At 68.1% G+C, this 25,533-nt stretch carries 21 protein-coding genes; 20 read left to right on the forward strand and 1 reads right to left on the reverse strand.

Annotation, left to right across the window (positions count from 1 at the left end):
- Window positions 1-9 precede the first annotated feature (9 nt).
- The gene (rpoC, locus tag OGL88_RS01745; protein WP_205463341.1) at window positions 10-3,891 is read left to right on the forward strand and encodes a DNA-directed RNA polymerase subunit beta'; all 3,882 of its coding nucleotides are present in this window, start codon (window positions 10-12) and stop codon (window positions 3,889-3,891) included.
- Window positions 3,892-4,020: 129 nt separating this feature from the next.
- Here rpoC and OGL88_RS01750 read toward each other — a convergent pair whose 3' ends face one another.
- The gene (locus OGL88_RS01750; RefSeq protein WP_111083488.1) at window positions 4,021-4,416 is read right to left on the reverse strand and encodes a VOC family protein; all 396 of its coding nucleotides are present in this window, start codon (window positions 4,414-4,416) and stop codon (window positions 4,021-4,023) included.
- 100 nt (window positions 4,417-4,516) lie between these two features.
- Between OGL88_RS01750 and OGL88_RS01755 the strand changes: the two genes are divergently transcribed.
- From OGL88_RS01755 to tuf, 19 genes are all read left to right on the forward strand, one after another.
- Entirely contained in the window at window positions 4,517-5,545 is a 1,029-nt protein-coding gene (locus tag OGL88_RS01755) for a GNAT family N-acetyltransferase (RefSeq protein ID WP_263055017.1), read from the forward strand.
- Between the two features lie 178 nt (window positions 5,546-5,723).
- A complete protein-coding gene (locus tag OGL88_RS01760; protein WP_205463338.1) occupies window positions 5,724-7,391 on the forward strand; it encodes a GspE/PulE family protein in 1,668 nt (555 codons plus the stop codon).
- A gap of 19 nt (window positions 7,392-7,410) precedes the next feature.
- Window positions 7,411-8,937: a type IV pilus twitching motility protein PilT gene (locus tag OGL88_RS01765; protein ID WP_276582678.1), complete on the forward strand. Its 1,527-nt coding sequence runs from the start codon at window positions 7,411-7,413 to the stop codon at window positions 8,935-8,937.
- Complete coding sequence (locus tag OGL88_RS01770) at window positions 8,937-10,160, forward strand: type II secretion system F family protein (protein ID WP_263055018.1); 1,224 nt, start codon at window positions 8,937-8,939, stop codon at window positions 10,158-10,160. Before OGL88_RS01765 ends, OGL88_RS01770 begins: the two co-directional genes overlap by 1 nt.
- Before the next feature lie 196 nt (window positions 10,161-10,356).
- Window positions 10,357-10,806: a type II secretion system protein gene (locus OGL88_RS17715; RefSeq protein ID WP_131845938.1), complete on the forward strand. Its 450-nt coding sequence runs from the start codon at window positions 10,357-10,359 to the stop codon at window positions 10,804-10,806.
- Between the two features lie 73 nt (window positions 10,807-10,879).
- On the forward strand, window positions 10,880-12,256 hold the full coding sequence (locus OGL88_RS01780; RefSeq protein ID WP_263055019.1) for a type IV pilus modification PilV family protein: 1,377 nt from the start codon (window positions 10,880-10,882) through the stop codon (window positions 12,254-12,256).
- Window positions 12,253-12,963 (forward strand): PulJ/GspJ family protein, encoded by a 711-nt coding sequence (locus tag OGL88_RS01785; RefSeq protein WP_263055020.1) that lies wholly within the window; start codon window positions 12,253-12,255, stop codon window positions 12,961-12,963. The genes OGL88_RS01780 and OGL88_RS01785 overlap by 4 nt, the downstream gene beginning before the upstream one ends.
- On the forward strand, window positions 12,960-14,801 hold the full coding sequence (locus OGL88_RS01790) for a hypothetical protein (protein ID WP_263055021.1): 1,842 nt from the start codon (window positions 12,960-12,962) through the stop codon (window positions 14,799-14,801). Before OGL88_RS01785 ends, OGL88_RS01790 begins: the two co-directional genes overlap by 4 nt.
- On the forward strand, window positions 14,798-15,640 hold the full coding sequence (locus tag OGL88_RS01795) for a prepilin peptidase (RefSeq protein WP_263055022.1): 843 nt from the start codon (window positions 14,798-14,800) through the stop codon (window positions 15,638-15,640). Before OGL88_RS01790 ends, OGL88_RS01795 begins: the two co-directional genes overlap by 4 nt.
- 50 nt (window positions 15,641-15,690) lie before the next feature.
- Entirely contained in the window at window positions 15,691-16,743 is a 1,053-nt protein-coding gene (gene pilM / locus OGL88_RS01800) for a type IV pilus assembly protein PilM (protein WP_263055023.1), read from the forward strand.
- A gap of 137 nt (window positions 16,744-16,880) precedes the next feature.
- On the forward strand, window positions 16,881-17,504 hold the full coding sequence (locus OGL88_RS01805; RefSeq protein ID WP_263089368.1) for a hypothetical protein: 624 nt from the start codon (window positions 16,881-16,883) through the stop codon (window positions 17,502-17,504).
- A 17-nt stretch (window positions 17,505-17,521) separates the two neighbouring features.
- The gene (locus tag OGL88_RS01810; RefSeq protein WP_263089369.1) at window positions 17,522-18,238 is read left to right on the forward strand and encodes a hypothetical protein; all 717 of its coding nucleotides are present in this window, start codon (window positions 17,522-17,524) and stop codon (window positions 18,236-18,238) included.
- 176 nt (window positions 18,239-18,414) lie between these two features.
- Complete coding sequence (locus OGL88_RS01815) at window positions 18,415-18,981, forward strand: CBU_0592 family membrane protein (RefSeq protein ID WP_441315709.1); 567 nt, start codon at window positions 18,415-18,417, stop codon at window positions 18,979-18,981.
- Window positions 18,982-19,008: 27 nt separating this feature from the next.
- The gene (locus tag OGL88_RS01820) at window positions 19,009-19,494 is read left to right on the forward strand and encodes a DUF6121 family protein (RefSeq protein WP_263055027.1); all 486 of its coding nucleotides are present in this window, start codon (window positions 19,009-19,011) and stop codon (window positions 19,492-19,494) included.
- Window positions 19,495-19,530: 36 nt separating this feature from the next.
- Window positions 19,531-20,724: a hypothetical protein gene (locus OGL88_RS01825; protein ID WP_263055028.1), complete on the forward strand. Its 1,194-nt coding sequence runs from the start codon at window positions 19,531-19,533 to the stop codon at window positions 20,722-20,724.
- 228 nt (window positions 20,725-20,952) lie between these two features.
- Entirely contained in the window at window positions 20,953-21,321 is a 369-nt protein-coding gene (gene rpsL, locus OGL88_RS01830) for a 30S ribosomal protein S12 (RefSeq protein WP_017885540.1), read from the forward strand.
- A 5-nt stretch (window positions 21,322-21,326) separates the two neighbouring features.
- Window positions 21,327-21,797, forward strand: a complete 471-nt coding sequence (gene rpsG, locus OGL88_RS01835) for a 30S ribosomal protein S7 (RefSeq protein WP_055950927.1) — start codon at window positions 21,327-21,329, stop codon at window positions 21,795-21,797.
- An 87-nt stretch (window positions 21,798-21,884) separates the two neighbouring features.
- The gene (fusA, locus tag OGL88_RS01840; RefSeq protein WP_111083473.1) at window positions 21,885-24,002 is read left to right on the forward strand and encodes an elongation factor G; all 2,118 of its coding nucleotides are present in this window, start codon (window positions 21,885-21,887) and stop codon (window positions 24,000-24,002) included.
- A gap of 148 nt (window positions 24,003-24,150) precedes the next feature.
- Window positions 24,151-25,338 carry an elongation factor Tu gene (gene tuf, locus OGL88_RS01845; RefSeq protein ID WP_111083472.1) on the forward strand — a complete coding sequence of 396 codons (1,188 nt, stop codon included), beginning with the start codon at window positions 24,151-24,153 and terminating at the stop codon, window positions 25,336-25,338.
- The last annotated feature ends 195 nt before the right edge of the window (window positions 25,339-25,533 follow it).

Raw genomic sequence — 25,533 nt, forward strand, 5'->3', positions numbered from 1 at the left:
AGAAGAACATTGCTCGAAGCAACTTCCTTTGACGCCATTCGGATCGGCCTCGCGACCGCCGAGGACATCCGTCAGTGGTCGTACGGCGAGGTCAAGAAGCCGGAGACCATCAACTACCGCACCCTGAAGCCCGAGAAGGACGGTCTGTTCGGCGAGCAGATCTTCGGTCCTTCCCGTGACTGGGAGTGCGCCTGCGGCAAGTACAAGCGTGTCCGGTTCAAGGGCATCGTCTGCGAGCGCTGCGGCGTCGAGGTCACCAAGTCCTCGGTCCGTCGTGAGCGCATGGGCCACATCGAGCTCGCTGCCCCCGTCACGCACATCTGGTACTTCAAGGGCGTCCCGTCGCGCCTCGGGTACCTCCTCGACATGGCGCCGAAGGACCTCGAGAAGGTCATCTACTTCGCGGCGTACATGATCATCGACATCGATGAAGAGGGCCGTCACGCGGACATGCCGGGCCTCGAGAACGAGATGCGTCTCGAGATCAAGACCCTCGAGGGCCAGCGCGACTCGATCATCGCCGACCGCCTCAAGAAGCTCGAGGACGACCTCGCAGCGCTTGAGGAAGAGGGTGCGAAGGCCGACGTCAAGCGCCGTACCAAGGACACCGCCGAGAAGGAGATGTCCCAGGTCCGCAAGTCGTTCGACGAGGACATCACCCGTCTCGAGCGTGTGTGGGAGGACTTCCGCAACCTCAAGGTGGGCGACCTCAAGCCCGAGGACGCCGTCTTCCACGAGCTCCAGGACCGGTTCGGGATCTACTTCGACGCCTACATGGGCGCCGAGGCGATCAAGCTCCGGCTCGAGGCGTTCGACCTGGCCGCCGAGGCCGAGGCGCTGCGTCTGCAGATCGCCGAGGGCAAGGGCCAGAAGAAGATCCGCGCGATCAAGCGTCTGCGCGTCGTCAGCTCCTTCCTCGCCACCGGCAACTCGCCGGCAGCGATGGTGCTCGGCGTCGTGCCGGTCATCCCGCCGGAACTGCGCCCGATGGTGCAGCTCGACGGTGGCCGTTTCGCCACGTCGGACCTCAACGACCTCTACCGTCGTGTGATCAACCGCAACAACCGTCTCCGCCGCCTGCTCGACCTCGGTGCCCCCGAGATCATCGTGAACAACGAGAAGCGCATGCTGCAGGAAGCCGTCGACGCGCTGTTCGACAACGGTCGTCGTGGACGTCCTGTCACGGGTACCGGCAACCGCGCCCTGAAGTCCCTGAGCGACATGCTCAAGGGCAAGCAGGGTCGTTTCCGCCAGAACCTGCTCGGCAAGCGCGTCGACTACTCGGGCCGTTCGGTCATCATCGTCGGCCCGCAGCTGAAGCTGCACCAGTGTGGTCTGCCCAAGCAGATGGCGCTCGAGCTCTTCAAGCCGTTCGTGATCAAGCGCCTGATCGACCTGTCGCACGCGCAGAACATCAAGTCGGCCAAGCGCATGGTCGAGCGTTCGCGTCCGCAGGTGTGGGACGTGCTCGAGGAGATCATCCGCGAGCGCCCCGTGCTGCTGAACCGTGCGCCGACGCTGCACCGTCTGGGCATCCAGGCGTTCGAGCCGCAGCTCGTCGAGGGCAAGGCCATCCAGCTCCACCCGCTCGTGTGTGCTGCGTTCAACGCGGACTTCGACGGTGACCAGATGGCCGTGCACCTGCCGCTGTCGGTGGAGGCCCAGGCCGAGGCCCGCATCCTGATGCTCGCCTCGAACAACATCCTGAAGCCGTCCGACGGCCGTCCGGTGACCCTGCCCGCACAGGACATGATCATCGGTCTGCACCACCTGACGACCGTCCGCGAGGGCGCAGTCGGTGAGGGCCGTGCGTTCTCCTCGGTCGCCGAGGCGATCCTGGCCAACGACCAGCACACGCTGCACCTCAACGCCATGGCGAAGATCCGCATGACGGGTGTCCACTTCGCCGAGGGTGAAGCTCCCGAGGGCTACGAGCAGGGCGACACCGTCCTCCTCGAGACGACCCTGGGCCGTGCGCTCTTCAACGAGACCCTCCCGGCGAACTACCCGTTCGTCCAGAAGGTCACCGACAAGGGCGTGCTGTCCGCGATCGTCAACGACCTCGCTGAGCGGTACTCCAAGACCGAGACGGCCGCTGCGCTGGACCGGATCAAGGACGCCGGCTTCTACTGGGGCACGCGCTCCGGTGTGACCGTCGCCCTGTCGGACGTCGTGACGCCTCCTCGCAAGAAGGAGATCATCGCGGGCTACGAGATCCAGGCCGCCAAGGTGCAGGGCGAGTTCGACAAGGGTCTGATCACCGACTCCGAGCGTCGCGCCGACCTGATCAAGATCTGGACCGAGGCCACCAACGAGATCGCGCAGGAGATGCGGGACAACTTCCCCGTCGACAACACGATCAACCGCATGGTGTCGTCGGGTGCTCGTGGTAACTGGCTGCAGGTCCGCAACATCGCGGGTATGCGTGGTCTGGTGAACAACCCGAAGGGCGAGATCATCGCCCGCCCGATCATCAACTCGTACCGCGAGGGCCTGACCGTGGCGGAGTACTTCATCGCCACCCACGGTGCTCGCAAGGGTCTTGCCGACACCGCGCTCCGTACCGCGGACTCCGGGTACCTCACCCGTCGTCTCGTGGACGTCTCGCAGGACGTCATCATCCGCGAGGACGACTGCGGTACGACCCGTGGCCTCGAGCTGCCGATCGCGACCGTGGACGCCGACGGCAAGCTGGTCCGCGACCCGCGCGTCGAGAACACCGTGTACTCGCGCACCCTGGCCACCGAGGCCGTGGACGCCAAGGGCACGGTCGTCGCCGAGGCTCGCGAGGACGTCGGTGACGTGCTCCTCGAGAAGCTGCTCGCAGCCGGTGTCGAGAGCATCAAGGTGCGCTCGGTCCTGACCTGCGAGTCGGCCGTCGGTGTCTGCGCGAAGTGCTACGGCCGTTCGCTCGCCACCGGCAACCTGGTCGACATCGGTGAGGCAGTCGGCATCATCGCCGCACAGTCCATCGGTGAGCCCGGTACCCAGCTGACGATGCGTACCTTCCACACGGGTGGTTCGGCCTCGGCCGACGACATCACCCAGGGTCTGCCGCGTGTCACGGAGCTCTTCGAGGCCCGTACGCCCAAGGGCGCGTCCCCGATCGCCGAGGCCCCCGGCCGCGTCGTCGTCGAGGACACGGACAAGGGCCGTCGGATCATCCTCACGCCGGACAACGGTGACGAGCCGTTCATCTACCCGGTGCTCAAGCGTGCGACGCTCCTCATCGAGGACAACCAGCACGTCGAGCTCGGCGAGCAGTTCATCGCCGGCACCGTCGACCCGAAGGAAGTCCTCCGGGTCAAGGGTGTCCGAGAGGTCCAGAAGCACCTGGTCAACGGTGTGCAGGACGTCTACGGCTCGCAGGGTGTGCCGATCCACGACAAGCACATCGAGGTCATCGTCCGTCAGATGCTCCGCAAGGTCACCGTCGTCGACCACGGCGACACCGACCTGCTGCCGGGTGAGCTCGTCGACCGGTCGCGCTACAACGCGCTGAACCGTGCGGCGCTGCAGGAGGGTCGCAAGACCGCCTCGGCTCGCCAGGAGGTCATGGGCATCACGAAGGCGTCCCTCGCGACCGAGTCGTGGCTGTCCGCCGCTTCCTTCCAGGAGACCACCCGCGTGCTCACGCAGGCGGCCATGGAGGGCAAGCAGGACCACCTCGTCGGCCTCAAGGAGAACGTCATCATCGGTAAGCTCATCCCCGCCGGGACGGGCCTCAGCCGGTACCGCGACGTGGACGTGAACGCGACGGAAGAAGCGAAGGCAGAGCGGTACCCCAACCGCATCTTCGCGGACGACTCGTCGTTCTCGGACGCCGACCTGAGCTTCGTCGACTTCGACAGCTTCTCGTCGGACGACTTCACGCCGGGCACGTACAACTGAGTCTGATGTGATCCCACGAAGGCCCCGTCTCCGCAAGGAGGCGGGGCCTTCGTCGTGTCGTCACCACGTGACGGACAGGAGGCACGGTGCCAGGCCGCCACGGGCCTCCCGGCCTGCGAGCGGTGGCGTCTAGAGCGCGCGGTCCGCGCCGTTGTCGCGTCCCGATCCGCGACCGGTCTCGTCGACGAGCGAGAACAGGCTGAGGACGTTGCCGTCGGGGTCGCGGACGTCGAACCAGTTCACGGCGCCGTCGACGCACTCGACCGGTCCGATGTCGATCCCGAGCGCGCCGATGCGAGCGTGCTGCGCCCCGACGTCGTCGACGCCGAACCGCACGCTCACCGGGTTCTCCTCGGCGGAGTCGTCCTCGTAGAGCTGGATCCAGATCCCGCCGACCTCGTACTCGGCGACACCGTCCTCGGGCTCGAGGTCCGGTTCGGTGCGCTCGAAGACGGCGCCGTACCAGAGGCAGGACGCCTCGATGTCGGTGACGGGCAGCCCCACGGTCACGCTCGTGATGTCCATGACTCATCATGGTCCCGGTCGGGCCTGCTCGTCGAGGGGTTTCCGTGACGCCCCAGCGCCGAGTGGAGCTGGCTGGATCGTGAGATGGCACTGTGGACGGATGGCGACCCTGCGCGAACGGATCACGGCCCCGGCACACCTCTCGTTCCCCACGGCGATCGGCGGGCTGACGTTCCGGGCCGCCGGGCAGGCCGACGTCGGGGCGATGCACGCCGTCGCGGTCGCGTCGGCGGCTGTCGACGACCCGCACGCCCGTCCCTCCACAGCTGACCTCGAACGGTCGTTGTCCACCGAGGGGCTGGACGTCACCAGGGACACCGTGGTGGGCGTCGATGCTGGAGGGCGTGTGCAGGCCTACGGCATCGTCATCGACGTCCCCTCCCGCGTCACCGCTGCGCGCGCCGTGCTCGACGGGGCGGTCCATCCCGACCTGCGCGGGCAGGGGATCGGACGGCAGGTACTCGCATGGCAGGTCGGCCGGGCCCGCCAGCGCCTGGCGACGCTCGACGTCGACCTGCCGGCGACGCTCGACGTCGGTGGGCGGCAGGGGTCCTCGGTGCTCCGGCTGGCGGCGCACCTCGACTTCGCGCCGGTGCGTACCTGGCTCGACATGCAGGTCGTGTTCGACGACCGCGGACCGGACGCCGGTGCCGTACCCGTCCTGGCGGACGGGCTCGTCCTGCGGCCCGTCACGGAAGACGACATCGAGCCGCTCCGGACGGCCAAGAACGACGCCTTCCGCGATCACTGGGGTTCCCAGCCGATGGTCGCGTCGGACTGGCGGGGGTTCCTCACCTCGGACAAGAGCCGGCTGGACCTGTCGCGGGTCGTCCTCGGTGCCGACGGCTCGGTCGTGGCGTTCACGATCGTCGAGGTGGAGCCCGACGGGTTCACTGCCCGGGGCCGTTCGTACGGGTACGTGCACTGGGTCGGCGTCGTGCGTGCCGCACGGGGGACGGGGCTCGCCCCGATCGTCCTCGATGCCACGCTGCAGGCGATCCGCGCCGACGGGTTGTCCGCTGCGGTGCTGCACGTCGACGCCGAGAACCCGAGCGGAGCCGGGCGCATCTACGAGCGACTCGGGTTCGTCGCCGGCGAGGTCCACGTCACCGCGTCGACGTCGCTCTGACCGTCACGTCGGGTGTCCCGGACCCCAGTTCTGGGTGCATCCGGACCCCCTCCGCCCCCTCTTTCTGGGACTGCGGCCGACGACTGCCGCAGAAGTAGCGTGGTCGAGCGCCACATCCCTGGTGGTGCGCAACCCGACCACGTCTCGCCGCGCGCGAGTCCAAGGAGGCACAGGACTCATGGCGACCCTGTCCGAGATCCTCATCCTGAACGGCGCCCTGCCGATCGAGCACCTCGACTCGATGACGGGCGACGAGGACCTGGACGAGCGCGCGATCCGCGGGCTGGTCGACCAGGGCGTCGTGAGCGAGGCGCAGTTCATCACCGCCCGCGCGGCGTCGAACAACTCCCGCACCGTCCCGTTGACCGACTACCCGGTCGACGGCACCGCGGTCTCGATCCTCCCCGCCGCGCTCTGCCGGCGGCACGGCGTCCTCGGCGTCGGGTTCGAGGGCGAGCTGCTCATCCTCGCGATGGTCAACCCCACCAACGTGCTCGCGATCGACGACGCCCGCGCTGCGTCCGGCCGACCGATCAAGCCGCTCCAGGTCGACGAGCGTGACCTGCTCACCGCGCTCGACCGCTACCTGCGTGCCGACGACGAGCTCAACGACCTGACCTCGTCGCTCGAAGAAGAAGCCTCGGTCAGCTCCTCGGCCCAGGTCGACCTGGCCGACGGTGCCCTCGACGACGTCCCGATCGTCCGCTTCGTGAACCTGCTCGTGTCGCAGGCGATCCAGGACCACGCCTCGGACATCCACATCGAGCCCGGTGAGCACGAGGTCCGGATCCGGTACCGCATCGACGGCGTGCTGCACGAGATGGCCCCGGCGCCGAAGAACATCCAGAACGGCGTCATCAGCCGTCTGAAGATCATGAGCGACATCGACATCGCCGAGCGTCGCAAGCCGCAGGACGGCCGCATGTCGGTCCGCCACGGTGGCCGCCAGATCGACCTCCGTGTGGCGACGCTGCCCACCGTGTGGGGCGAGAAGGTCGTCATGCGGATCCTCGACAACACGAACACGTCGCTGACCCTCAAGGACCTCAACCTCCTCGAGCAGAACTTCCAGGCGTACCAGCGCTCGTACTCGAAGCCGTACGGCATGATCCTGGTCACCGGGCCCACCGGCTCGGGCAAGTCCACGACGCTGTACACGACCCTGAACGCGGTCGCGAAGCCCGAGATCAACGTCATCACGGTCGAGGACCCGGTCGAGTACCGGATGGCCGGCATCAACCAGGTGCAGGTCAACCCGAAGGCGGGGCTGACCTTCGCGTCGGCGCTGCGCTCGATCCTGCGATCCGACCCCGACGTCGTGCTGCTCGGTGAGATCCGCGACCACGAGACCGCCCAGATCGCCATCGAGGCGTCCCTCACCGGGCACCTCGTGCTGTCCACCCTGCACACGAACGACGCCCCCTCGGCCGTGACCCGCCTGACCGAGATGGACATCGAGCCCTTCCTGGTCGGCTCCGCCCTGGACTCCGTCGTGGCCCAGCGTCTGGCGCGACGGCTGTGCGACCGCTGCAAGGCACCCGCCGTGTACGAGGCCGACCAGCTCCGCAGCCTCGGGTTCCTGCGACCCGGCGACGAGGTCCCGGCGTTCTTCGCCCCGATCGGCTGCGCGGTCTGCTCGAACACCGGGTACCGCGGCCGCCTCGCCCTGCACGAGGTCATGACCGTCACCGAGGAGATCGAACGCCTCGCCGTCTCGCGCGCCTCGAGCGCCGAGATCAGCCGTGTCGCCCAGGCGCAGGGGATGCTGACGCTCCGCCAGGACGGCTTCGAGAAGGTCAAGCTCGGTCTCACGAGCGTCGACGAGATCCTGCGCGTGGTCGCGTAGCCACGAGAGAGCGCAGCAGATGACCGACTCCGTGTACGACATCACGCACCCCGGCGACGAGCCCGTCGCCGGCTGGCACCCGGGCAACCCCGGCACCGAGGTGGGCTCCCGCCGTGCAGCACGTCTGGCTGCCGCCGCAGCGTCGGCCCCTCCGGAGCAGGTGTACGACCTCGGGGACGACACCGCCGGATGGCCGGCACCGTCCGGATCGCCCGTCGCCGTGCCCGTCGCGCAGCCGCTCGCCGCGCCGGCGACGCCGCCCGCCGGGGTGCCGTCGTCGATCGCGACCTACGGCTACGCCGAGGCGCCGACGCAGCAGCTGCCCGCGCCGCCTGCGGCCCCGGCACCGACCGCCACGATCGGCGGCGACATCGAGTTCTCGCGCCACGCGCGCGAGGTCGCCGACCCCGACCTCATCACCGCACTCGCCCAGGTCGTGTACCAGGGCGCGTCCGACCTGCACGTCACCGCCGACGCGCCGCCCACCGTCCGCGTCGACGGCTCGCTTCGTCCCGCAGTCCCCGGAGGCGCGTGGTCGCGCGGCAAGGTCATCGCCGCCCTCAAGACGATGCTGTCGGTCGAACAGGCCGGACAGTTCGACCAGGAACAGGAACTCGACTTCGCCTACTCGCTGTCGCCGGAGTACCGCTTCCGCGTGAACTTCTACCAGCAGCGCGGCAACTGGGGCGCGGCCTTCCGCATCATCCCCACCAAGATCAAGACGCTCAAGCAACTCGGCATCCCCGAGCACGTCGGCGACTTCGCCGGCCTGCCCCGCGGACTCGTCCTGGTCACCGGCCCGACCGGTTCCGGCAAGTCCACGACACTCGCCGCCCTCATCGACCTGGTGAACGAGAGCCGTGCCGACCACATCGTGACGGTCGAGGACCCGATCGAGTTCATGCACGAGCACAAGAAGGCGATCATCAACCAGCGCGAGGTCGGTGCCGACACGCACTCCTTCGCCGCCGCGCTGAAGCACGTGCTGCGCCAGGACCCCGACGTCATCCTGATCGGCGAGCTCCGCGACCTCGAGACCATCTCGGTCGCGCTCACCGCAGCCGAGACCGGTCACCTGGTGTTCGCCACCCTGCACACGCAGAGCGCCCCCGGCACGATCGACCGTGTCATCGACGTCTTCCCGCCACACCAGCAGGGCCAGATCCGCACGCAGCTCGCGGCGACCCTGCAGGGCGTCGTCTGCCAGACCCTGGTGGCGAAGGCCAACGGTGTCGGCCGGGTCGTCGCCACCGAGATCATGACGATCACCCCCGCCATCGGCAACCTGATCCGCGAGGGCAAGACCTACCAGATCACGTCCGCCATGCAGGCCGGTCGTGACCTGGGCATGCACACCATGGACCAGGACCTCGCCGAACTGGTCAACGTCGGCACGATCTCGCGCAAGGCCGCGATGGACAAGGTGCACGACGAAGAGGGCTTCGACCGGCTGGTGCAGCGCGTCGAGTCCCCGTCCGACTCCTCGGCAGCCGCGATCGCCGCCAGCGGGATCGACTTCGGCGACAAGTTCTCCGGAGGCTACTGATGTCCCTCGCATTCGACTACCGCGGGCGCGACGGTGCCGGCAAGCTCGTCAAGGGCCGTCTCGACGCCTCGTCCGAAGGAGCGGTCGTCCAGCGGCTCCGGGGCATGGGTGTCTCGCCGATCGCGATCACGGAGTCCAAGGCCGGCACGGGGCTGCAGACCGAGATCAAGATCCCGGGCTTCGACAAGGGCGTCGGTCTCAAGGACCTCGCGATCATGTCGCGCCAGGCCTCGACGATGCTCACCTCGGGACTCTCGCTGCTGCGCGCGCTGTCGATCCTCGCCGACCAGACCGAGAGCAAGAAACTCAAGGAGATCCTCGGCAAGGTCCGCGACGACGTCGAGCGCGGCGTCTCGTTCTCCGACGCGGTGGCGAAGTACCCGGTCGAGTTCCCGCCGATCATGATCAACATGATCCGTGCGGGAGAGACCGGCGGGTTCCTCGACGAGGCCATGGACTCCATCGCCACGAACTTCGAGAAGGAGCACAAGCTCCGCTCGACGATCAAGTCGGCGATGACCTACCCCGTGGTCGTGCTGTGCATGTCACTGGCCGCGGTCGTCATCATGCTCGTGTTCATCGTGCCGATCTTCCAGGGCATGTTCGAGTCGCTCGGCGGGCAGCTCCCGTTGCCGACCCTGATGCTCGTCTACCTGTCCCACGCGATGGTGTACGTCGGACCGTTCCTCGCGGTCGCCGTGGCCGTCGGCTGGTTCTGGTGGCGCGCGAACAAGAACACCGACCGTGTGCGTCGGGTGATCGATCCGCTCCGGATGCGCCTTCCGGTGTTCGGTCAACTCAACCGCAAGATCGTGATGGCCCGGTTCGCGCGCAACCTGTCGAACATGATCGGGGCCGGCGTGCCCATTCTCGAGGCATTGCAGATCGCCGGACAGGTGTCGAACAACTTCGTCGTCGAGCAGGCATTGGGGCGCGTTTCTGAAGCGGTTCGGAAGGGGGAATCAATCGCCGCCCCGCTCGAGCGGGAATCGGTCTTCCCGACGATGGTGACGCAGATGATCGCCGTCGGTGAGGACGCCGGTTCGATGGAATTGATGCTCGAGCGGATCGCGGTCTTCTACGACAACGAGGTCGAGGCATCGACAGAAGCGCTGACCTCGCTGATCGAACCGCTGCTCATCGGGTTCCTCGGGGTGGTGGTCGGAGGCATGATCGTCGCGCTCTACCTGCCGATCTTCGAGATATCGTCGCTCGTCAAGTAGCGAACCACCAACACGGGCCACCCTCCGACGGGGGTGGCCCGTGCTGTTCCACCCCCGGTACTGGGGGTATTTCGCACCCCGGATCACCCCCGTTCTCGGGATTCTGCACCGAACCTCGTGTGAATACGCTCGTCACCGGCGGCCGAGCAAGTGCCGGACACTTTCCCCATCACATTCCCGAAAGAATGGAAACACCATGTACTTCGCTCTCATGGGCAAGCTGAACGCTCGCCGCAAGGGTCTTCTCGAAGAGAACGAGAAGGGCTTCACGCTCATCGAGCTCCTCGTCGTCGTGATCATCATCGGTATCCTCGCTGCGATCGCCATCCCGGTGTACCTGGGCATCACGAACAACGCTAAGGAATCGAGCACAAAGTCGGACATCACCAACTTCAAGACCGCGGTGATCAGCATCCAGTCGACCAGCGGTTCGTTCCCCGCCGCAGGGACGTACAACGGAACCACCGCGCTCACCACGGCGTTGAAGGGTGCCGGGGCGAGCCTCGGCAGCGACACGTCGTCGATCGTCTACACGATCGGCGGCACCACCGCTGCGCCGACGTTCAAGATCGTCGGCACCAGCTCGACCAACAGCACCTTCTGCACGTCGGACACCTCCGGCGTCGTCAGCGGTTCGACCTGCTGACCTGCCGTCCAGCGACGAGCCGTGACGTCCGTCACGGCTCGTCGCGACCACCGCTCCGACAGAGAGGCAGAACGTGTTGCTGCGCATCGTCGACCGCCTCCGGGCGGCTCGTGAGTCCGAAGAGGGCTTCTCGATCATCGAGGTGATGGTCGCGATGACCGTCTTCGCGATGATCGCCGCGGGTGTCGCAGCGGGCATCGTCTCCACGCTCTACCTCACGCAGGACAACCGTTCGCGCGAAGCGGCGCTCAACCTGGCGAACCAGGCGCTGGACGCGGCACGCAGCACGAAGGACGTCTTCACGCTCGACGACGACACGACGCTGCAGTCGGTCGGCAACCAGGCCTATACGATCAAGCAGACCACCAACTGGATCAACTCGGACGGCTCAGACAACTCGTGCGGCGCGGGCTCAGGGGTCCTCGCCTACAAGCGCGTGTCGATCACCGTCTCCTGGACGAGTGGGACGTCGCCGCGCCAGAAGAACGTCGTGCTCGACACCCTGATCTCCCCTTCCGCTGCGGTGTCGAGCGCGAGCGCGTCCACGATCGTGGTCGGGGTCCAGACCGCGACAGGCGGACCGAACTCCGGCGTCGCCGTGACGATCACGCCCGTGTCCGGCGGCGCGACCGGCTTGTCGAACCCGCCAGCGGTGACCGATACGAACGGGTGCAGCTACGCGGTCGGGGTCACTCCGGGAACCTACAAGGTGACGATCGCGAAGGCCGGGAACATCGACAAGGACGGAGCCACCGCCCCGTCGTCGTCGGTGGCGACCACCGCCGGTGGCGTCGGCAACGCGACCTTCCTCTACGACCAGGCGATCACCGTCACGGCCGGTGCGCCGCTGAACCTCAAGGACGGCGTCACAGCGAAGCTGCCGACGTCGCTCCCGATGACCTACCGCTACGACGACACGGTGAAGACGTTCACCACCACGTCCACCGTGCTCTTCCCGTACCAGTGGACCGCGATCGCTGGCGCGTACACCTCGACGTGCAAGGACGTCGACCCGACGGCGTGGCCCACGGCGAGCAATCTGACGACATCGCCGAACATCTTCAACGGGGCCGACGGCTCCACGCCCGGGTACAACCCGACGACCGCGCTCACCGCGACCGCGCGCGCTCCCATGGGGGTGTTCGACGTGAAGATGGGCGGCGTGGACACCGTCCTCGTCGCGACGGTCAAGAACACGGCGGCGGTGACCAACGGCGATCCCGGATGCGCACCGTCGACGACGTACACCTTCACCGGCATGACGCCCTCGGCCGCGACGACGATCGCACTGCCGTTCGGCACGTGGACGCTGCGCGGGACGACCGTACTCGGTGGCGTGCTGAGCAGCAACACGCAGACCATCGCCTCGAACCCGAACGTGTCGAACCTCAAGGTCTCCTCGAGCGGCAACGTCGTGACGCTCGACCCCCGAACGGTGCCGACCTCGTGATCGGCCGGATCCGCCGAGTCCTCGACCGCGCCCGTACCGACCAACGGGGTATCACGCTCGTCGAGCTCATCGTGGGCATGAGTCTCTCGCTCCTCGTGCTGACGATCGCGGGCTCCTTCCTCGTCGCGTCCCAGAAGGCCTCCGTGACGGCGAGCTCGATCAGTCAGAACACGCGAGCTGCGTCGACAGCCATGAACGAGATGGGCCGCATGCTCCGGGCGGCGACGGACAACCCGGTGCCGACCGGCGACGACTCGCAGTTCGCCTTCCAGTACGCCAGCGCGACGTCGATCCGGTTCTTCGCCTACGTGAACCTCGACTCGACGCTCTCCCAGCCAGTCCAGGTCCAGCTGACGCTCGACCCGGCGACGAAGCGGATCACCGAGACGACGTGGAAGGGCACCGCGGTGTCCGGGAACTCCTCGTACTTCTCGTTCCCCCTCGCCCTCGGAGCGACACTGCCGTCGTCTCCGACGTCGAAACGCACGCTGGTGTCCTCAGCAGTGAACAGCGTCGCGTTCTCGTTCACCGACGCGTCGAACAACGTGCTCGGAACGCTGGCGTCGCCGGTCGCGGTGACGGACCTGCCGAACATCCGTTCGGTCAGCGTGACGCTGACGGTCGGGTCGAGTACGACGGACCCGAACGCCGTGACCCTGACCAACAGGGCCAGCATGCCGAACATCGTGATGGGAGCCTCCTCGTGATCCGACTCCTCCACGTGATCCGTTCCCGGGACGACGAGCGGGGTGTCGCCCTCGTCGCCGTCGTGGGGATCGGCATGGTCGTGATGATCCTGGTCGCGACGATGGTCGCGATCGCGACGTCCGGCGCGAGGGTCACCTCGACGGACCGGTCGTGGAACCGGGCCATCGCAGCCGCGTACGCCGGCGTCGCCGACTACCAGTCGCGGCTCAACGCCGACAACACGTACGGCAACTACGGGCAGTCGAGCGCACCGTTCAGCGCCGCGTCGAGCAGTACCTTCAGCAAGGGCACCGGCGGCAACGCGGCGTTCAACTACCAGGCCGGTCAGCAGTGGGTGTCCGTTCCCACCGGAGACGGCTCCGCGGGCGACTCGTCGTTCCGGTATGCCGTCGACAACAGCAAGCTCTCCTCGCAGGGTGTGATCCGGGTGCAGTCGACCGGACGCTCCGGCACGACGACCAGGACCGTCGTTGCCAACGTCCGACCGGACGGGTTCTCGAACTACCTCTACTTCACCAACTTCGAGTCCGGCGACCCGACCGTCACGAACGAGAAGGGCGTCGGGACGCTGCCGTGCACCTCGGTGTACCGACCGGTTGCGACGTCGTCGACCTGCGACCAGATCCAGTTCGGCGGCGGCGACGTGCTCGAGGGGCCGGTGCGCTCGAACGACCAGCTCAAGGTGTGCGGCGCGCAGTTCAAGAGCACGGTCCAGAGCGTCTACGGCGTGAGCAGCAGCGGGTGCACGCTCGGCCGGTACGCCTCGAACCCGACGACGTCGTCGACCTTGACCCCGCCGGCCACGATCGGTGACCTGCGCGACTACACGCGTTCCGACCTGGCCAGCACCACCAGCACCGTCGAGGGAGCCGGCTGCATCTACACCGGGCCGACGAAGATCACGTTCAACGGTGACGGCACGATGACGGTGCGCTCGCCGATGACGATCGCGACGCAGGTCACCGGAGCGACCGCGACACCGGGGGCGCAGATCACCGGTGTGAACAGTGACACGTCGGCAGCCGCGGCCAAGTGCGGTGCGCCCACCGACCTCCGGAGCGCCGGCGGGGCTCGAGTCACGATCCCGAAGAACAACCTGATCTTCGTGCAGAACGAGCCGAGTGCACGTGCGGCCGGGACCACCCCGGACCCGAACTACTGGAAGGGCAACGCCACCCTCAAGAACGTCGCGACGGCGTGTGATGCGACCTCGGCCGCGAGCACCGCGACCACCCTGAAGCCGAACGGCGTCGGTTTCCCGTTCGTCGGATCTTCGGCGAGCAACTCCGAGACCGACCCCACCGCTGGCGGCGGCACGTCCGTGACGGCGCCGTACGGCTGCGATCGCGGCGACGCGTTCGTGCAGGGCACGGTCGACAAGGCGGTCACCATCGCCGCCGAGAACTACCTCTACGTCACCGGTGACATCCGGTACCCGACGACCCGGTCTGCTTCCACCGTCCTCGGGCTGATCGGCCAGCGTGCGGTCTGGGTGTGGAACCCGGTCAACACGAACAACGCGGCCATCCTGTCGAACGATCGCGAGATCGACGCGGCGATCCTCTCGAACACCGGCACGTTCGTCGTGCAGAACTGGACACGGGGTTCGTCGAACGGCCGGGGGACCCTCACGGTCAAGGGATCGATCGCGCAGAACTTCCGCGGTGCGGTCGGTCTGGCGAGCGGGCAGGGCTACACGAAGGCGTACACGTTCGACTCGAGCCTGGCGACCTACACGCCGCCGAAGTTCCCGCAGCCGACCGTGACGACGTACCGCGTCGCCACCCAGGTCGAGTCGAAGACGGCGTACGACTCGAACGGAGCGCCGATCTCGTGATCAGCGCCGTCCCGGCCCTCGCAGCGTTCGTCGCTGCGTTCGGAGCGGTCTTCGGGCTCGCCGTCGGTTCGTTCCTCAACGTCGTCGTCCATCGGGTCCCGGCCGGCATGTCCGTCGTCGCGCCCGCGTCCGCGTGCCCGAAGTGCGGGCGCGCGATCCGGGGGTTCGACAACGTTCCGTTGGTGTCCTGGCTGGTGCTCCGTGGCCGGTGCCGTGACTGCGCCGAACCCATCTCGGTCCGCTACCCGGTCGTCGAGGCATCGACGGCGGTGCTGTTCGTCGCGGTGATCGTCCGGTTCCTGCCGCGGGCCGGTGCGCCCGGTGCGGTCATCGCAGGCCAGACGGTCCTGCTCGTCGCCCTGCTCTTCGTCATGGCGGTGAGCGTCGCGTTGGCGCTCATCGACATCGACACGCACACGTTGCCGAACCGGATCGTCCTGCCGATGTACCCGGTGCTGGTCGTGCTGCTCGCCGCCTCGAGCGTCCTGACCGGCGATTGGGCTGCGATGCTCCGCGGGCTGCTCGGTCTCGTGATCCTCGGTGGCGTGTACCTGGTCCTCGCGATCGCGGCACCACGGGGGATGGGATTCGGGGACGTGAAGCTCGCCGGTGCCCTGGGGCTCCTGCTGGCGTACCTCGGATGGGGACCCCTCGCTGTGGGTGCTTTCGGAGCGTTCCTCCTCGGCGGTACCTTCGGGATCGTCCTCCTCCTGACCAGGCGTGCGGGTCGCTCGACGGGGATCCCGTTCGGCCCGTGGATGCTCCTCGGCGCGTGGGTGGGCGCGTTCTCCGGGGTCCCGATCTGGAACGCCTACCTCCGACTCCTCGGTCTCACCTGACGAACCGGGCTGACACCCTCTGAGCCCGGCTCGACCGGAAGGAACACGACATGACCAAGAACATCGTCGGCATCGACATCGGTGCCGAGACGATCCGCGCGGTGGAGGTCGCCGACGCCGAGAAGGCGAACCCGACGATCGTCCGTGTCGCCGAGGTGCCGGTCCCGAAGGACGCGACGAAGCAGGGCGAGGTCCTCGAGGCGAACACGGTCGCGGCGGCGTTCCGCGAGCTCTGGTCGATCGGCCGCTTCCGGACCAAGGACGTCGTCCTGGGCATGGGGAACCAGCGCGTCCTCTCACGTGACCTCACCGTGCCGAAGGCGCCGCTCGCGCAGATCCGCGAGTCGCTCCCCTTCCAGGTCCAGGACATGCTCCCCGTCCCGGTCGTGGACGCGATCCTCGACTTCTACCCGGTGTCCGAGGGTGTCGGCGAGTCCGGACCGGTCGTGCACGGCTTGCTCGTCGCTGCGATCAAGGACGCGGTCCTCGCGAACGTCCGCGCTGCGGAGCTGGCCGGACTGCGCCCGGTGGGTGTCGACCTGATCCCGTTCGCCCTGTCACGGGTCCTGGCACCCCGGGTCGACGGCGCCGGAACGGTCGCGATCGTCGACTGCGGCGGCAACACGACGTCGGTCGTGATCGCCAACGACGGGGTGCCCATGTTCGTGCGCATCATCCCGACGGGTGGCGACCACGTGACGAAGACGATCGCCACCCGGCTCGAGGTCTCCCTCGCCGAAGCCGAGGCGATCAAGCGGCACTTCGGTCTGGTCGGTCGAGCGCAGACGCCGGACGACGCCCGTGCCGTGGCCGTCACGCGTGAGACCGTCGGCGAACTGCTCACCAGCGTGCGGAACACGGTGACCTACTACGCCAACACCCGGCCTGCCGATGTCGTGCGGGGAATCGTGCTCGTCGGCGGCGGTGCGGCACTCCCCGGCTTCCGGGAGAGCCTCGGCGACGTCTCCGGCCTGCCGGTCGCCGTCGGGGACCCCTTCGTGTCCGCGCGGACGTCGCGCGGCATCACCCCGGAACTCCTCCGGGAGCGGTCGGCTTCCATCTCGGTCGCCTGGAGCCTCGCGGTCGGAGGCCGAGCAGCATGACCAAGATGATCGACACCACCTCGACCGACCGACGGCGACCTTTCCGGGCGACTCCAGGCCGCAGTGCAGACGCCGCTCCCCGCACGGCGAGAGCCGGCGCGAAGTCGCGTGTCCTGGTGGTCGGAGGACCGCCGCGGGTGGACCTGCTCCCCGTCGAGGTCCACGTCAGGCGGCGGCAGCGCGCAACGGTCCGGCGCGCGTGGGCGGGCGTGCTGGTCGTCGCGATCGCGGTCGGACTGGCGACGGCGTGGGCGATGACGGACCGCATGTCTGCCGAGCAGGACCTGGCCGCGGCCCAGAGCGAGACGGCGACGCTCGCCAAGCAACAGGGCCAGTACCGGGACGTCCGGGTGACCGAGTCCGAGAGCGCGTTGCTGCAGAGCGCGCAGACGGTCGGCGGGTCGACGGAGATCGACTGGGCGGCGACGCTCGCGTCGGTGCGTTCGAGACTGCCGGCCGGGGTGCAGATCACCGGACTGACGATCGACTCCGCCGGAGCCGAGGAAGCCTACGCGCAGTCGGACGACCCGCTGCAGGGGCAACGCATCGCGACGCTCACCTTCGACGCCTCGAGCGACGCCCTGCCCTCGATCCCGGACTGGCTGACCGCAGTCGGCGGGGTCACCGGGTTCGTCGATGCGAACGCCAACTCGGTCGCGCGGTCGCAGGACGGCGGCGGGTACGCGGTCAACATGACCATCCACCTCGACGAGAAGGCGTTCGACGGCCGGTACGCCGCCGACGACGCGAAGAAGGACTGACCATGTCTCGCAACCGCATGAGCCTCTTGCTCGCCGTCCTCGCGATGGCGGTCGTCGCCGTCGGCGGGTTCTTCCTCGCGGTCCAGCCGCAGCTCGCCCAGACGGCTGCGGCGCACACCCAGACGGCGTCCGTCGAGCAGACGAACGACACCAGCCGGAGCGAGCTCGCACGCCTGCGCGAGCAGGCGGCGGACCTGCCAGCCATGAAGCGCGAGCTGTCGACCCGTGCGGCCTCGGTGCCGGACACCGCTCGGCTGTCGGCGTTCATCGACGAGCTCAACACCATCGCCGCGGCTTCCGGGATGCAGGTCTCGTCGTTCACGGCGAGCGATGCGACGGCGTACTCGCCAGCGGTCACGGCGGAGCCCGCGGCTGCGGGGCAGGGCGCTGCAACGCCGTCGGCATCGCCGTCCGCGACGGCCGGAGCGGCGCCGTCCGCCCCGCAGGCGCCGAGCCTCGTCACGGACGCGGCGGTCACCGGCCAGAACTTCTCGGTGATCCCCGTCACCGTCGCGGTCGACGGCTCGTTCGACCAGGCGCTGCAGTTCGTCAAGGGAGTCCAGGGTGGCGATCGACTGTTCCTCATCACGACGATCTCCTCCGCGGAGAAGAGCGGCGAGGACGGAACCGCCAGCAGCAGCAGTTCGTGGACCTTCGGCGGATCGATCTACGTGCTCGATCGTTCCGCAGACGGGGCCGCCACGTCCACGGCGACAACCTCCGCGAACGGCTGATCCGCCCCCCTCCCACTGGCGTGTGACGCGCCACGCCGATCCCTCTTCCGCGACACCCGTCGGTGTGCGTACGATGCTCACGACGCCGTGATCGCGGCTGCTCATCTCCCTCTCGAACGGTCGGCTCGAACCGGCCGTTCCCGTCGTGCCCGGAGTCGCGCGTGTTGGTCGGAATCGTGGAATTCCTTGGTTGGTTCGGCGCTGTAACCGTGTTGGCAGGTTACATTCTCTTCTCGACGGGGAAGCTCCCGAACGGGCCGGTATACCAGCTCTTCAACCTCGTGGGTGGCCTGGCCGTCGCCGTCAACGTGGCCGCGCACCACGCGGTGCCGTCGACCATCGTCAACGGCATCTGGGCGATCGTCGCCGTGGTCGTCCTGGTGAAGATGGGACGCGCCCGTCGCGCGGCGAAGCGGGGCGAGCCGGCGGCCTCCGAGGCGACCGTCCTGCACGCCGAGCCGGCGTCCACCACCGGCGTCCTGCCGATCATCGGCCCCGCCCTGCGTGACCACGAGCCGGAGGAGCCCTCCGAGGCGGACGCAGCCCCGGGCCTCCAGACCGCACCGACCACCAGCACGACGCAGGTCGCTCCGATGACCGAGACCGTCCCGATCATCACCGCGACGATCGCACTGGCCCTGGTCGCCGCAGCGCAGGGGCACGTGGAGCGTGCGGACACCGCGGACAGCGCAAGCGCCACCGAAGGCGCCGACGACGCGGAGCGGACCGAAGCCACCCGCTGACCGTCCCGTCGGCGATACGATCACCTCATGTCCCGGTGGTTGATCGCGACGATGACGTCCGTCCTCTTCATCGCGCTCGTCGTCGCCGTCGCGGGGTTCGAAGCGCTCCTCGCCGACGTCGAGGCGATCGCGCAGCCGGACGCGACCCCGTACCTCGGCCCGGCCATGGTGGTCGGCGCCGCCGCGGTGGTGTTCCTCGCGACCGCGGTCGGCGCGCGCGAGGGCAACCCCGGTGTCACCGGCCTGGTCGCCGCCGCGACCGCCTACCTGGTGATGCTCGGCGTCGGCGCCGTCGGCTACGCGGCGATCCGCCGCGACCTGACCGAGCTCCTCGTCTTCCCGGCCGGCTACGCACTCGGGCCGTTCGTGGTCGGGTCCGTCGTGGTGGCGCTCCTGTCGGTGATCGGCGGGATCTCCATGGCCCGGCACCAGGCCCGGACGACGGACCGGACGCCCGCTGCCGGGCAGCGGCAGGAGACCACCGTCTCGGGAGACGACACCGTCGGGCGGTAGTCTTCCCGGGCACGACGCACACGCAACGGGGGAACGATGAGCGACCAGCACACGCCGGATCCGGACCAGCAGGACGGCTGGGGAGCCGTGCCGTCGGTGGCGTCGATCCGCGGGACGCAGGAGACGCCCGCCGCCGCGCAGAACGCGCAGGCCGGGTCGAGCGCGCACGGCGCGCAGTACGCACCGTCCGGCTCGCGCGCTCCGCGCCGGAAGCTCCGTCGTGGCCAGCTCATCGGGATCATCTCGGGCGGCACCGCCGTCGTGCTGCTGCTCGTCGCCGGTGTCGTCGGGTTCTCGGTCGGCTCCGCCACCCACTCGGCCGACCGACCCGTGCGGGCCTTCCTCGACGACCTGACCGCGGGCAAGGTCGCCGACGCCCTCGACGCGGCCGGCATCGACCGGACGAAGTCGGACGTGCTCCTGACCGACGACGCGTACGCGAAGGCGACCGCGAAGGTCACCGGTTACCGGGTGGCTGCGACGCGGACGGACGGCGACACCGCCACCGTCCGCGCCTACCTGCGCCAGGCCGGCCGTGACGTGGCGGCGACCTTCACGCTCGACAAGACCGGCACCGACTGGGGCGTGTTCCCGGTGTGGGAGCTGCAGGCGCCGGAGCTCGGCAGCGTCGACGTCAGCGTCCGGGGGCCGTCCGGCGCCGCGGTGCAGGTCGCGGGCACGTCGACGAAGACCTCGAAGGACGGCACGGTCGGTCTCCGCGCGCTCCCCGGCACCTACGCGGTCACGTACGACGGCGGCAAGTGGACGAAGGCCACGGGCGGCAGCGCCGTCGTGGGAGGGTTCGGTGGCAGCGCCTCGACGCCCGTGCAGATCACCGCGACGCTCACGAGCGCGGGGGACCAGGCGGCGAAGCGGGCCGTGGACGCCTGGGTGGACGGCTGCATCGCCTCGGACGACGCCGCACCGGCCGGGTGCAGCTTCTACGCGTACGGCGAGAACCCCGCGTACACGTACACGAACGAGAAGTGGACGCTCGAGTCGCGGCCGACCGTCGCCGTCGGCAGCTGGACCACGAACGGCTGGCTCGTCTCCACCACGACGTTCGGCCGGGCCACCTTCACGGCGGACATCGCCGGCGCCGGCGGCACCGGGACGGCCACCGCCGGGCCGCTCAACGTGAACGCCAGCGGGTACATCACGGGGTTCTCGAGCTCGGGGGCGACGTTCCGGTCGGCGGTCGGCAACGGCTCCTCGGACACCGGCTCATGACGGTGTCCGGCGTGGTGCCGGCCCGGATTGATTTCGTCCCGTTACGCGGGTAGTCTCTTCTGGGTGTGCGCCCTCGGGCGCGCCCGAAAAGTCCGGCGGGCGAGATCGCCCAGTCGGACCACTCCGTCCCCCGCAAGTTCCTCCGCCGTCAGGCGGTCATCAGCGTGGGACGAGGAAGTCGGCGGATCGCGCCGGCCAGAGAGCACGAGCGAAGAACCAGGAGAACAGTTGCCTACTATTCAGCAGCTGGTTCGCAAGGGTCGTACGCCGAAGGTCACCAAGACCAAGGCGCCCGCCCTGAAGGCGAACCCCCAGCAGCGTGGTGTGTGCACCCGCGTCTACACCACCACCCCGAAGAAGCCGAACTCCGCACTGCGCAAGGTCGCTCGTGTGAAGCTCTCGAACGGCACCGAGGTCACGGCGTACATCCCCGGTGAGGGCCACAACCTCCAGGAGCACTCGATGGTGCTCGTCCGTGGCGGTCGTGTGAAGGACCTCCCCGGTGTGCGCTACAAGATCATCCGTGGCGCCCTGGACACCCAGGCCGTGAAGAACCGTAAGCAGGCTCGTAGCCGCTACGGCGCGAAGAAGGGTTGAGTTAGATGCCTCGTAAGGGTCCCGCCCCCAAGCGTCCCGTCGTCGCCGACCCGGTCTACGGTGCGCCGATCGTCAGCCAGCTCGTCAACAAGATCCTGCTCGACGGCAAGAAGGGCCTCGCTGAGCGCATCGTCTACGGTGCACTCGAGGGCGTCACTGCCAAGAACCAGCAGGATGCTGTCGTCACGCTCAAGAAGGCGCTCGACAACGTCCGTCCGACCCTCGAGGTCCGCAGCCGCCGCGTCGGTGGCTCGACCTACCAGGTCCCGGTCGAGGTCAAGCCGCACCGCGCGAACACCCTCGCGCTCCGCTGGCTGACCTCGTACGCCAAGGCCCGTCGCGAGAAGACGATGACCGAGCGTCTCATGAACGAGATCCTCGACGCGTCGAACGGTCTCGGTGCCGCGGTCAAGCGCCGCGAGGACACGCACAAGATGGCCGAGTCGAACAAGGCCTTCGCCCACTACCGCTGGTAGTCCCGGCACCGTCCGGGCACCGGTGGTCAAGAACCCCGGCGCCCGGACGGCCGCCAACCTCTCCTACAACTCTTCCGGAGGAACCCTGTGGCACAGGACGTGCTCACCGACCTGAACAAGGTCCGCAACATCGGCATCATGGCGCACATCGATGCCGGCAAGACCACGACGACCGAGCGCATCCTGTTCTACACGGGCATCACGCACAAGATCGGTGAGGTCCACGACGGCGCTGCCACGATGGACTGGATGGCGCAGGAGCAGGAGCGCGGCATCACGATCACGTCGGCCGCGACGACCTGCTTCTGGGACAACAACCAGATCAACATCATCGACACCCCCGGTCACGTGGACTTCACGGTCGAGGTGGAGCGTTCGCTCCGCGTCCTCGACGGTGCGGTCGCCGTTTTCGACGGCAAGGAGGGCGTCGAGCCCCAGTCCGAGACCGTGTGGCGTCAGGCCGACAAGTACAACGTCCCGCGCATCTGCTTCGTCAACAAGATGGACAAGCTCGGCGCGGACTTCTACTACACCGTCGACACGATCATCAACCGCCTCGGTGCGGAGCCCCTCGTGCTCCAGCTGCCGATCGGTTCGGAGAGCTCGTTCGAAGGCGTCGTCGACCTCGTCCAGATGCGTGCACTCACCTGGCGCGGCGACGCCAAGGGTGATGTCGCGATGGGTGCGAAGTACGAGATCGAAGAGATCCCGGCCGACCTGCAGGACCGCGCCGCCGAGTACCGCGAGAAGCTCATCGAGCGCGTGGCCGAGGCGGACGATGTCCTCATGGAGCGTTACCTCGAGGGCGACACCGACTTCTCGGTCGACGAGATCAAGGCCGCGATCCGCGCCCTCACCGTGAGCAGCACGCTCTACCCGGTGCTGTGCGGTTCCGCGTTCAAGAACCGCGGTGTCCAGCCGATGCTCGACGCCGTCATCGACTACCTCCCGTCCCCGCTCGACGTGCCGCCGATGATCGGCCACGACGTCAAGGACGAGGAGAAGGAGATCATCCGCAAGCCCGACGCGTCGGAGCCGTTCTCGGCTCTCGCGTTCAAGGTCGCGGTGCACCCCTTCTTCGGTCGCCTCACCTACGTCCGCGTGTACTCCGGCTCGATCGAGTCCGGCGCACAGGTCATCAACTCGACCAAGGGCAAGAAGGAGCGCATCGGCAAGATCTTCCAGATGCACTCCAACAAGGAGAACCCGGTCGCCAACGTGACCGCTGGCCACATCTACGCGGTCATCGGCCTCAAGGACACCACCACCGGTGACACCCTGTGCGACCCGACCAACCAGGTCGTCCTCGAGTCGATGACGTTCCCGGAGCCGGTCATCGAGGTCGCGATCGAGCCGAACACGAAGGCTGACCAGGAGAAGCTCTCCACGGCCATCCAGAAGCTCGCCGAAGAGGACCCGACGTTCCGCGTCGAGCTCAACGCCGAGACCGGTCAGACGACGATCAAGGGGATGGGCGAGCTCCACCTCGACATCCTCGTCGACCGTATGAAGCGCGAGTTCCACGTCGAGGCGAGCGTCGGCAAGCCCCAGGTGGCCTACCGCGAGACCCTCACGAAGATCGTCGAGCGGTACGACTACACCCACAAGAAGCAGACCGGTGGGTCCGGCCAGTTCGCGAAGGTGCAGATCGCCCTCGAGCCGATGGAGGTCACGAGCGAGAAGGTCTACGAGTTCGTCAACGCGACCTCCGGTGGCCGTGTCCCGCGCGAGTACATCCCGTCGGTCGACGCCGGCATCCAGGACGCCATGCAGGTCGGCATCCTCGCGGGCTACCCGACCGTCGGCGTGAAGGCCATCCTCAAGGACGGCGCGGCGCACGACGTCGACTCGTCCGAGATGGCGTTCAAGATCGCCGGTTCCATCGCCTACAAGGAAGCGGCTCGCAAGGCCGGTCCGGCGATCCTCGAGCCGATCATGGCCGTCGAGGTCCGTACTCCTGAGGAGTACATGGGCGACGTCATCGGTGACCTGAACTCCCGTCGTGGCCAGATCGCCTCGATGGAGGACGCCTCGGGCGTCAAGGTGGTCCGCGCGAGCGTGCCGCTGTCCGAGATGTTCGGCTACGTCGGCGACCTGCGGTCGAAGACCTCTGGTCGTGCGGTCTACTCGATGACCTTCGAGACCTACAGCCAGGTCCCGGCCAAGGTCGCCGAGGAGATCATCGCGAAGAACGCGGGGGAGTGACGCTCGAGCGTCTCTCCACAGGCGGGGGTGCCCGGCGACGGGCCCCTCGCCACCAAGTAAAGTAAAGACACACACCGCGCATCAACGGTCGCGAGCCCATCCAGGGCCGGCCGGGGATGACGCTTCCGAGTCCTGAGGAGGACCCACAGTGGCCAAGGCCAAGTTCGAGCGCACCAAGCCGCACGTCAACATCGGAACCATCGGTCACGTCGACCACGGCAAGACCACGCTCACGGCGGCGATCACCAAGGTTCTGCACGACCAGTACCCGGACCTCAACGAGGCCCGTGACTTCGCGCAGATCGACAACGCTCCCGAGGAGCGCCAGCGCGGCATCACGATCAACATCTCGCACGTCGAGTACCAGACCGAGAAGCGTCACTACGCGCACGTCGACGCCCCCGGTCACGCCGACTACGTGAAGAACATGATCACGGGTGCGGCGCAGATGGACGGCGCGATCCTCGTGGTCGCCGCCACCGACGGCCCGATGCCCCAGACGCGTGAGCACGTGCTGCTCGCCCGCCAGGTCGGCGTCCCCTACATCGTCGTCGCGCTGAACAAGTCCGACATGGTGGACGACGAGGAGATCCTGGAGCTCGTCGAGCTCGAGGTCCGCGAGCTCCTCGGCTCGCAGCAGTTCGACGAGGACGCCCCCGTCGTGCAGGTCTCGGCGCTCAAGGCGCTCGAGGGCGACGAGAAGTGGGTCAAGTCGGTCCAGGACCTCATGGCCCAGGTCGACGAGCACGTGCCGGACCCGGTGCGCGCCACCGACCAGCCGTTCCTGATGCCGATCGAGGACGTCTTCACGATCACCGGTCGTGGCACGGTCGTCACCGGTCGCGTCGAGCGTGGCACGCTCAACCTGAACGAGGAGGTCGAGATCGTCGGCATCCGCGCGACGCAGAAGACCACCGTCACGGGCATCGAGATGTTCCGCAAGCTGCTCGACCAGGCGGTCGCCGGTGACAACACCGGTCTGCTCATCCGTGGCCTCAAGCGCGAGGACGTGGAGCGCGGCCAGGTCGTCGTCAAGCCGGGTTCGGTCACGCCGCACACCGAGTTCCAGGCGAACGCGTACATCCTGACCAAGGAAGAGGGCGGGCGTCACAACCCGTTCTACGCGAACTACCGCCCGCAGTTCTACTTCCGCACCACGGACGTCACCGGCGTCATCACGCTGCCCGAGGGCACCGAGATGGTCATGCCCGGTGACACCGTCGCCATGACGGTCGAGCTGATCCAGCCGATCGCCATGGAAGAGGGCCTCCGTTTCGCCATCCGTGAGGGTGGTCGTACGGTCGGTGCCGGTACGGTCGAGAAGATCGTCAAGTAACTCCGGTTACCTGCCTCAGCGGGGTCGAGCCTTCGGGCTCGGCCCCGCTTTGTCGTTGCCCTACGGGCGTGGTACCGCCCACGAGTCACTGTCGGTCGCTCACGGGCCTGGCGGGCGGCGGACGGGAGGCCCGGGGTACGCCCGCCACGTCGGCGCCGGTCCGCCCCGTGCGGCGTCCCAGGCATCGGGGAGTTG

The organism is Curtobacterium sp. RIT-PI-V (assembly GCF_025642935.1).
Taxonomy (GTDB): Bacteria; Actinomycetota; Actinomycetes; order Actinomycetales; family Microbacteriaceae; genus Curtobacterium.

Bases quoted from the DNA above. Each gene is read 5' to 3' on its own strand.
- OGL88_RS01750 (WP_111083488.1), bottom strand. From the start codon at position 4,416: ATGGACATCACGAGCGTGACCGTGGGGCTGCCCGTCACCGACATCGAG.
- OGL88_RS01755 (WP_263055017.1), top strand. From the start codon at position 4,517: ATGGCGACCCTGCGCGAACGGATCACGGCCCCGGCACACCTCTCGTTC.
- OGL88_RS01760 (WP_205463338.1), top strand. From the start codon at position 5,724: ATGGCGACCCTGTCCGAGATCCTCATCCTGAACGGCGCCCTGCCGATC.
- OGL88_RS01765 (WP_276582678.1), top strand. From the start codon at position 7,411: ATGACCGACTCCGTGTACGACATCACGCACCCCGGCGACGAGCCCGTC.
- OGL88_RS01770 (WP_263055018.1), top strand. From the start codon at position 8,937: ATGTCCCTCGCATTCGACTACCGCGGGCGCGACGGTGCCGGCAAGCTC.
- OGL88_RS17715 (WP_131845938.1), top strand. From the start codon at position 10,357: ATGTACTTCGCTCTCATGGGCAAGCTGAACGCTCGCCGCAAGGGTCTT.
- pilM (WP_263055023.1), top strand. From the start codon at position 15,691: ATGACCAAGAACATCGTCGGCATCGACATCGGTGCCGAGACGATCCGC.
- OGL88_RS01810 (WP_263089369.1), top strand. From the start codon at position 17,522: ATGAGCCTCTTGCTCGCCGTCCTCGCGATGGCGGTCGTCGCCGTCGGC.
- OGL88_RS01820 (WP_263055027.1), top strand. From the start codon at position 19,009: ATGTCCCGGTGGTTGATCGCGACGATGACGTCCGTCCTCTTCATCGCG.
- OGL88_RS01825 (WP_263055028.1), top strand. From the start codon at position 19,531: ATGAGCGACCAGCACACGCCGGATCCGGACCAGCAGGACGGCTGGGGA.
- rpsG (WP_055950927.1), top strand. From the start codon at position 21,327: ATGCCTCGTAAGGGTCCCGCCCCCAAGCGTCCCGTCGTCGCCGACCCG.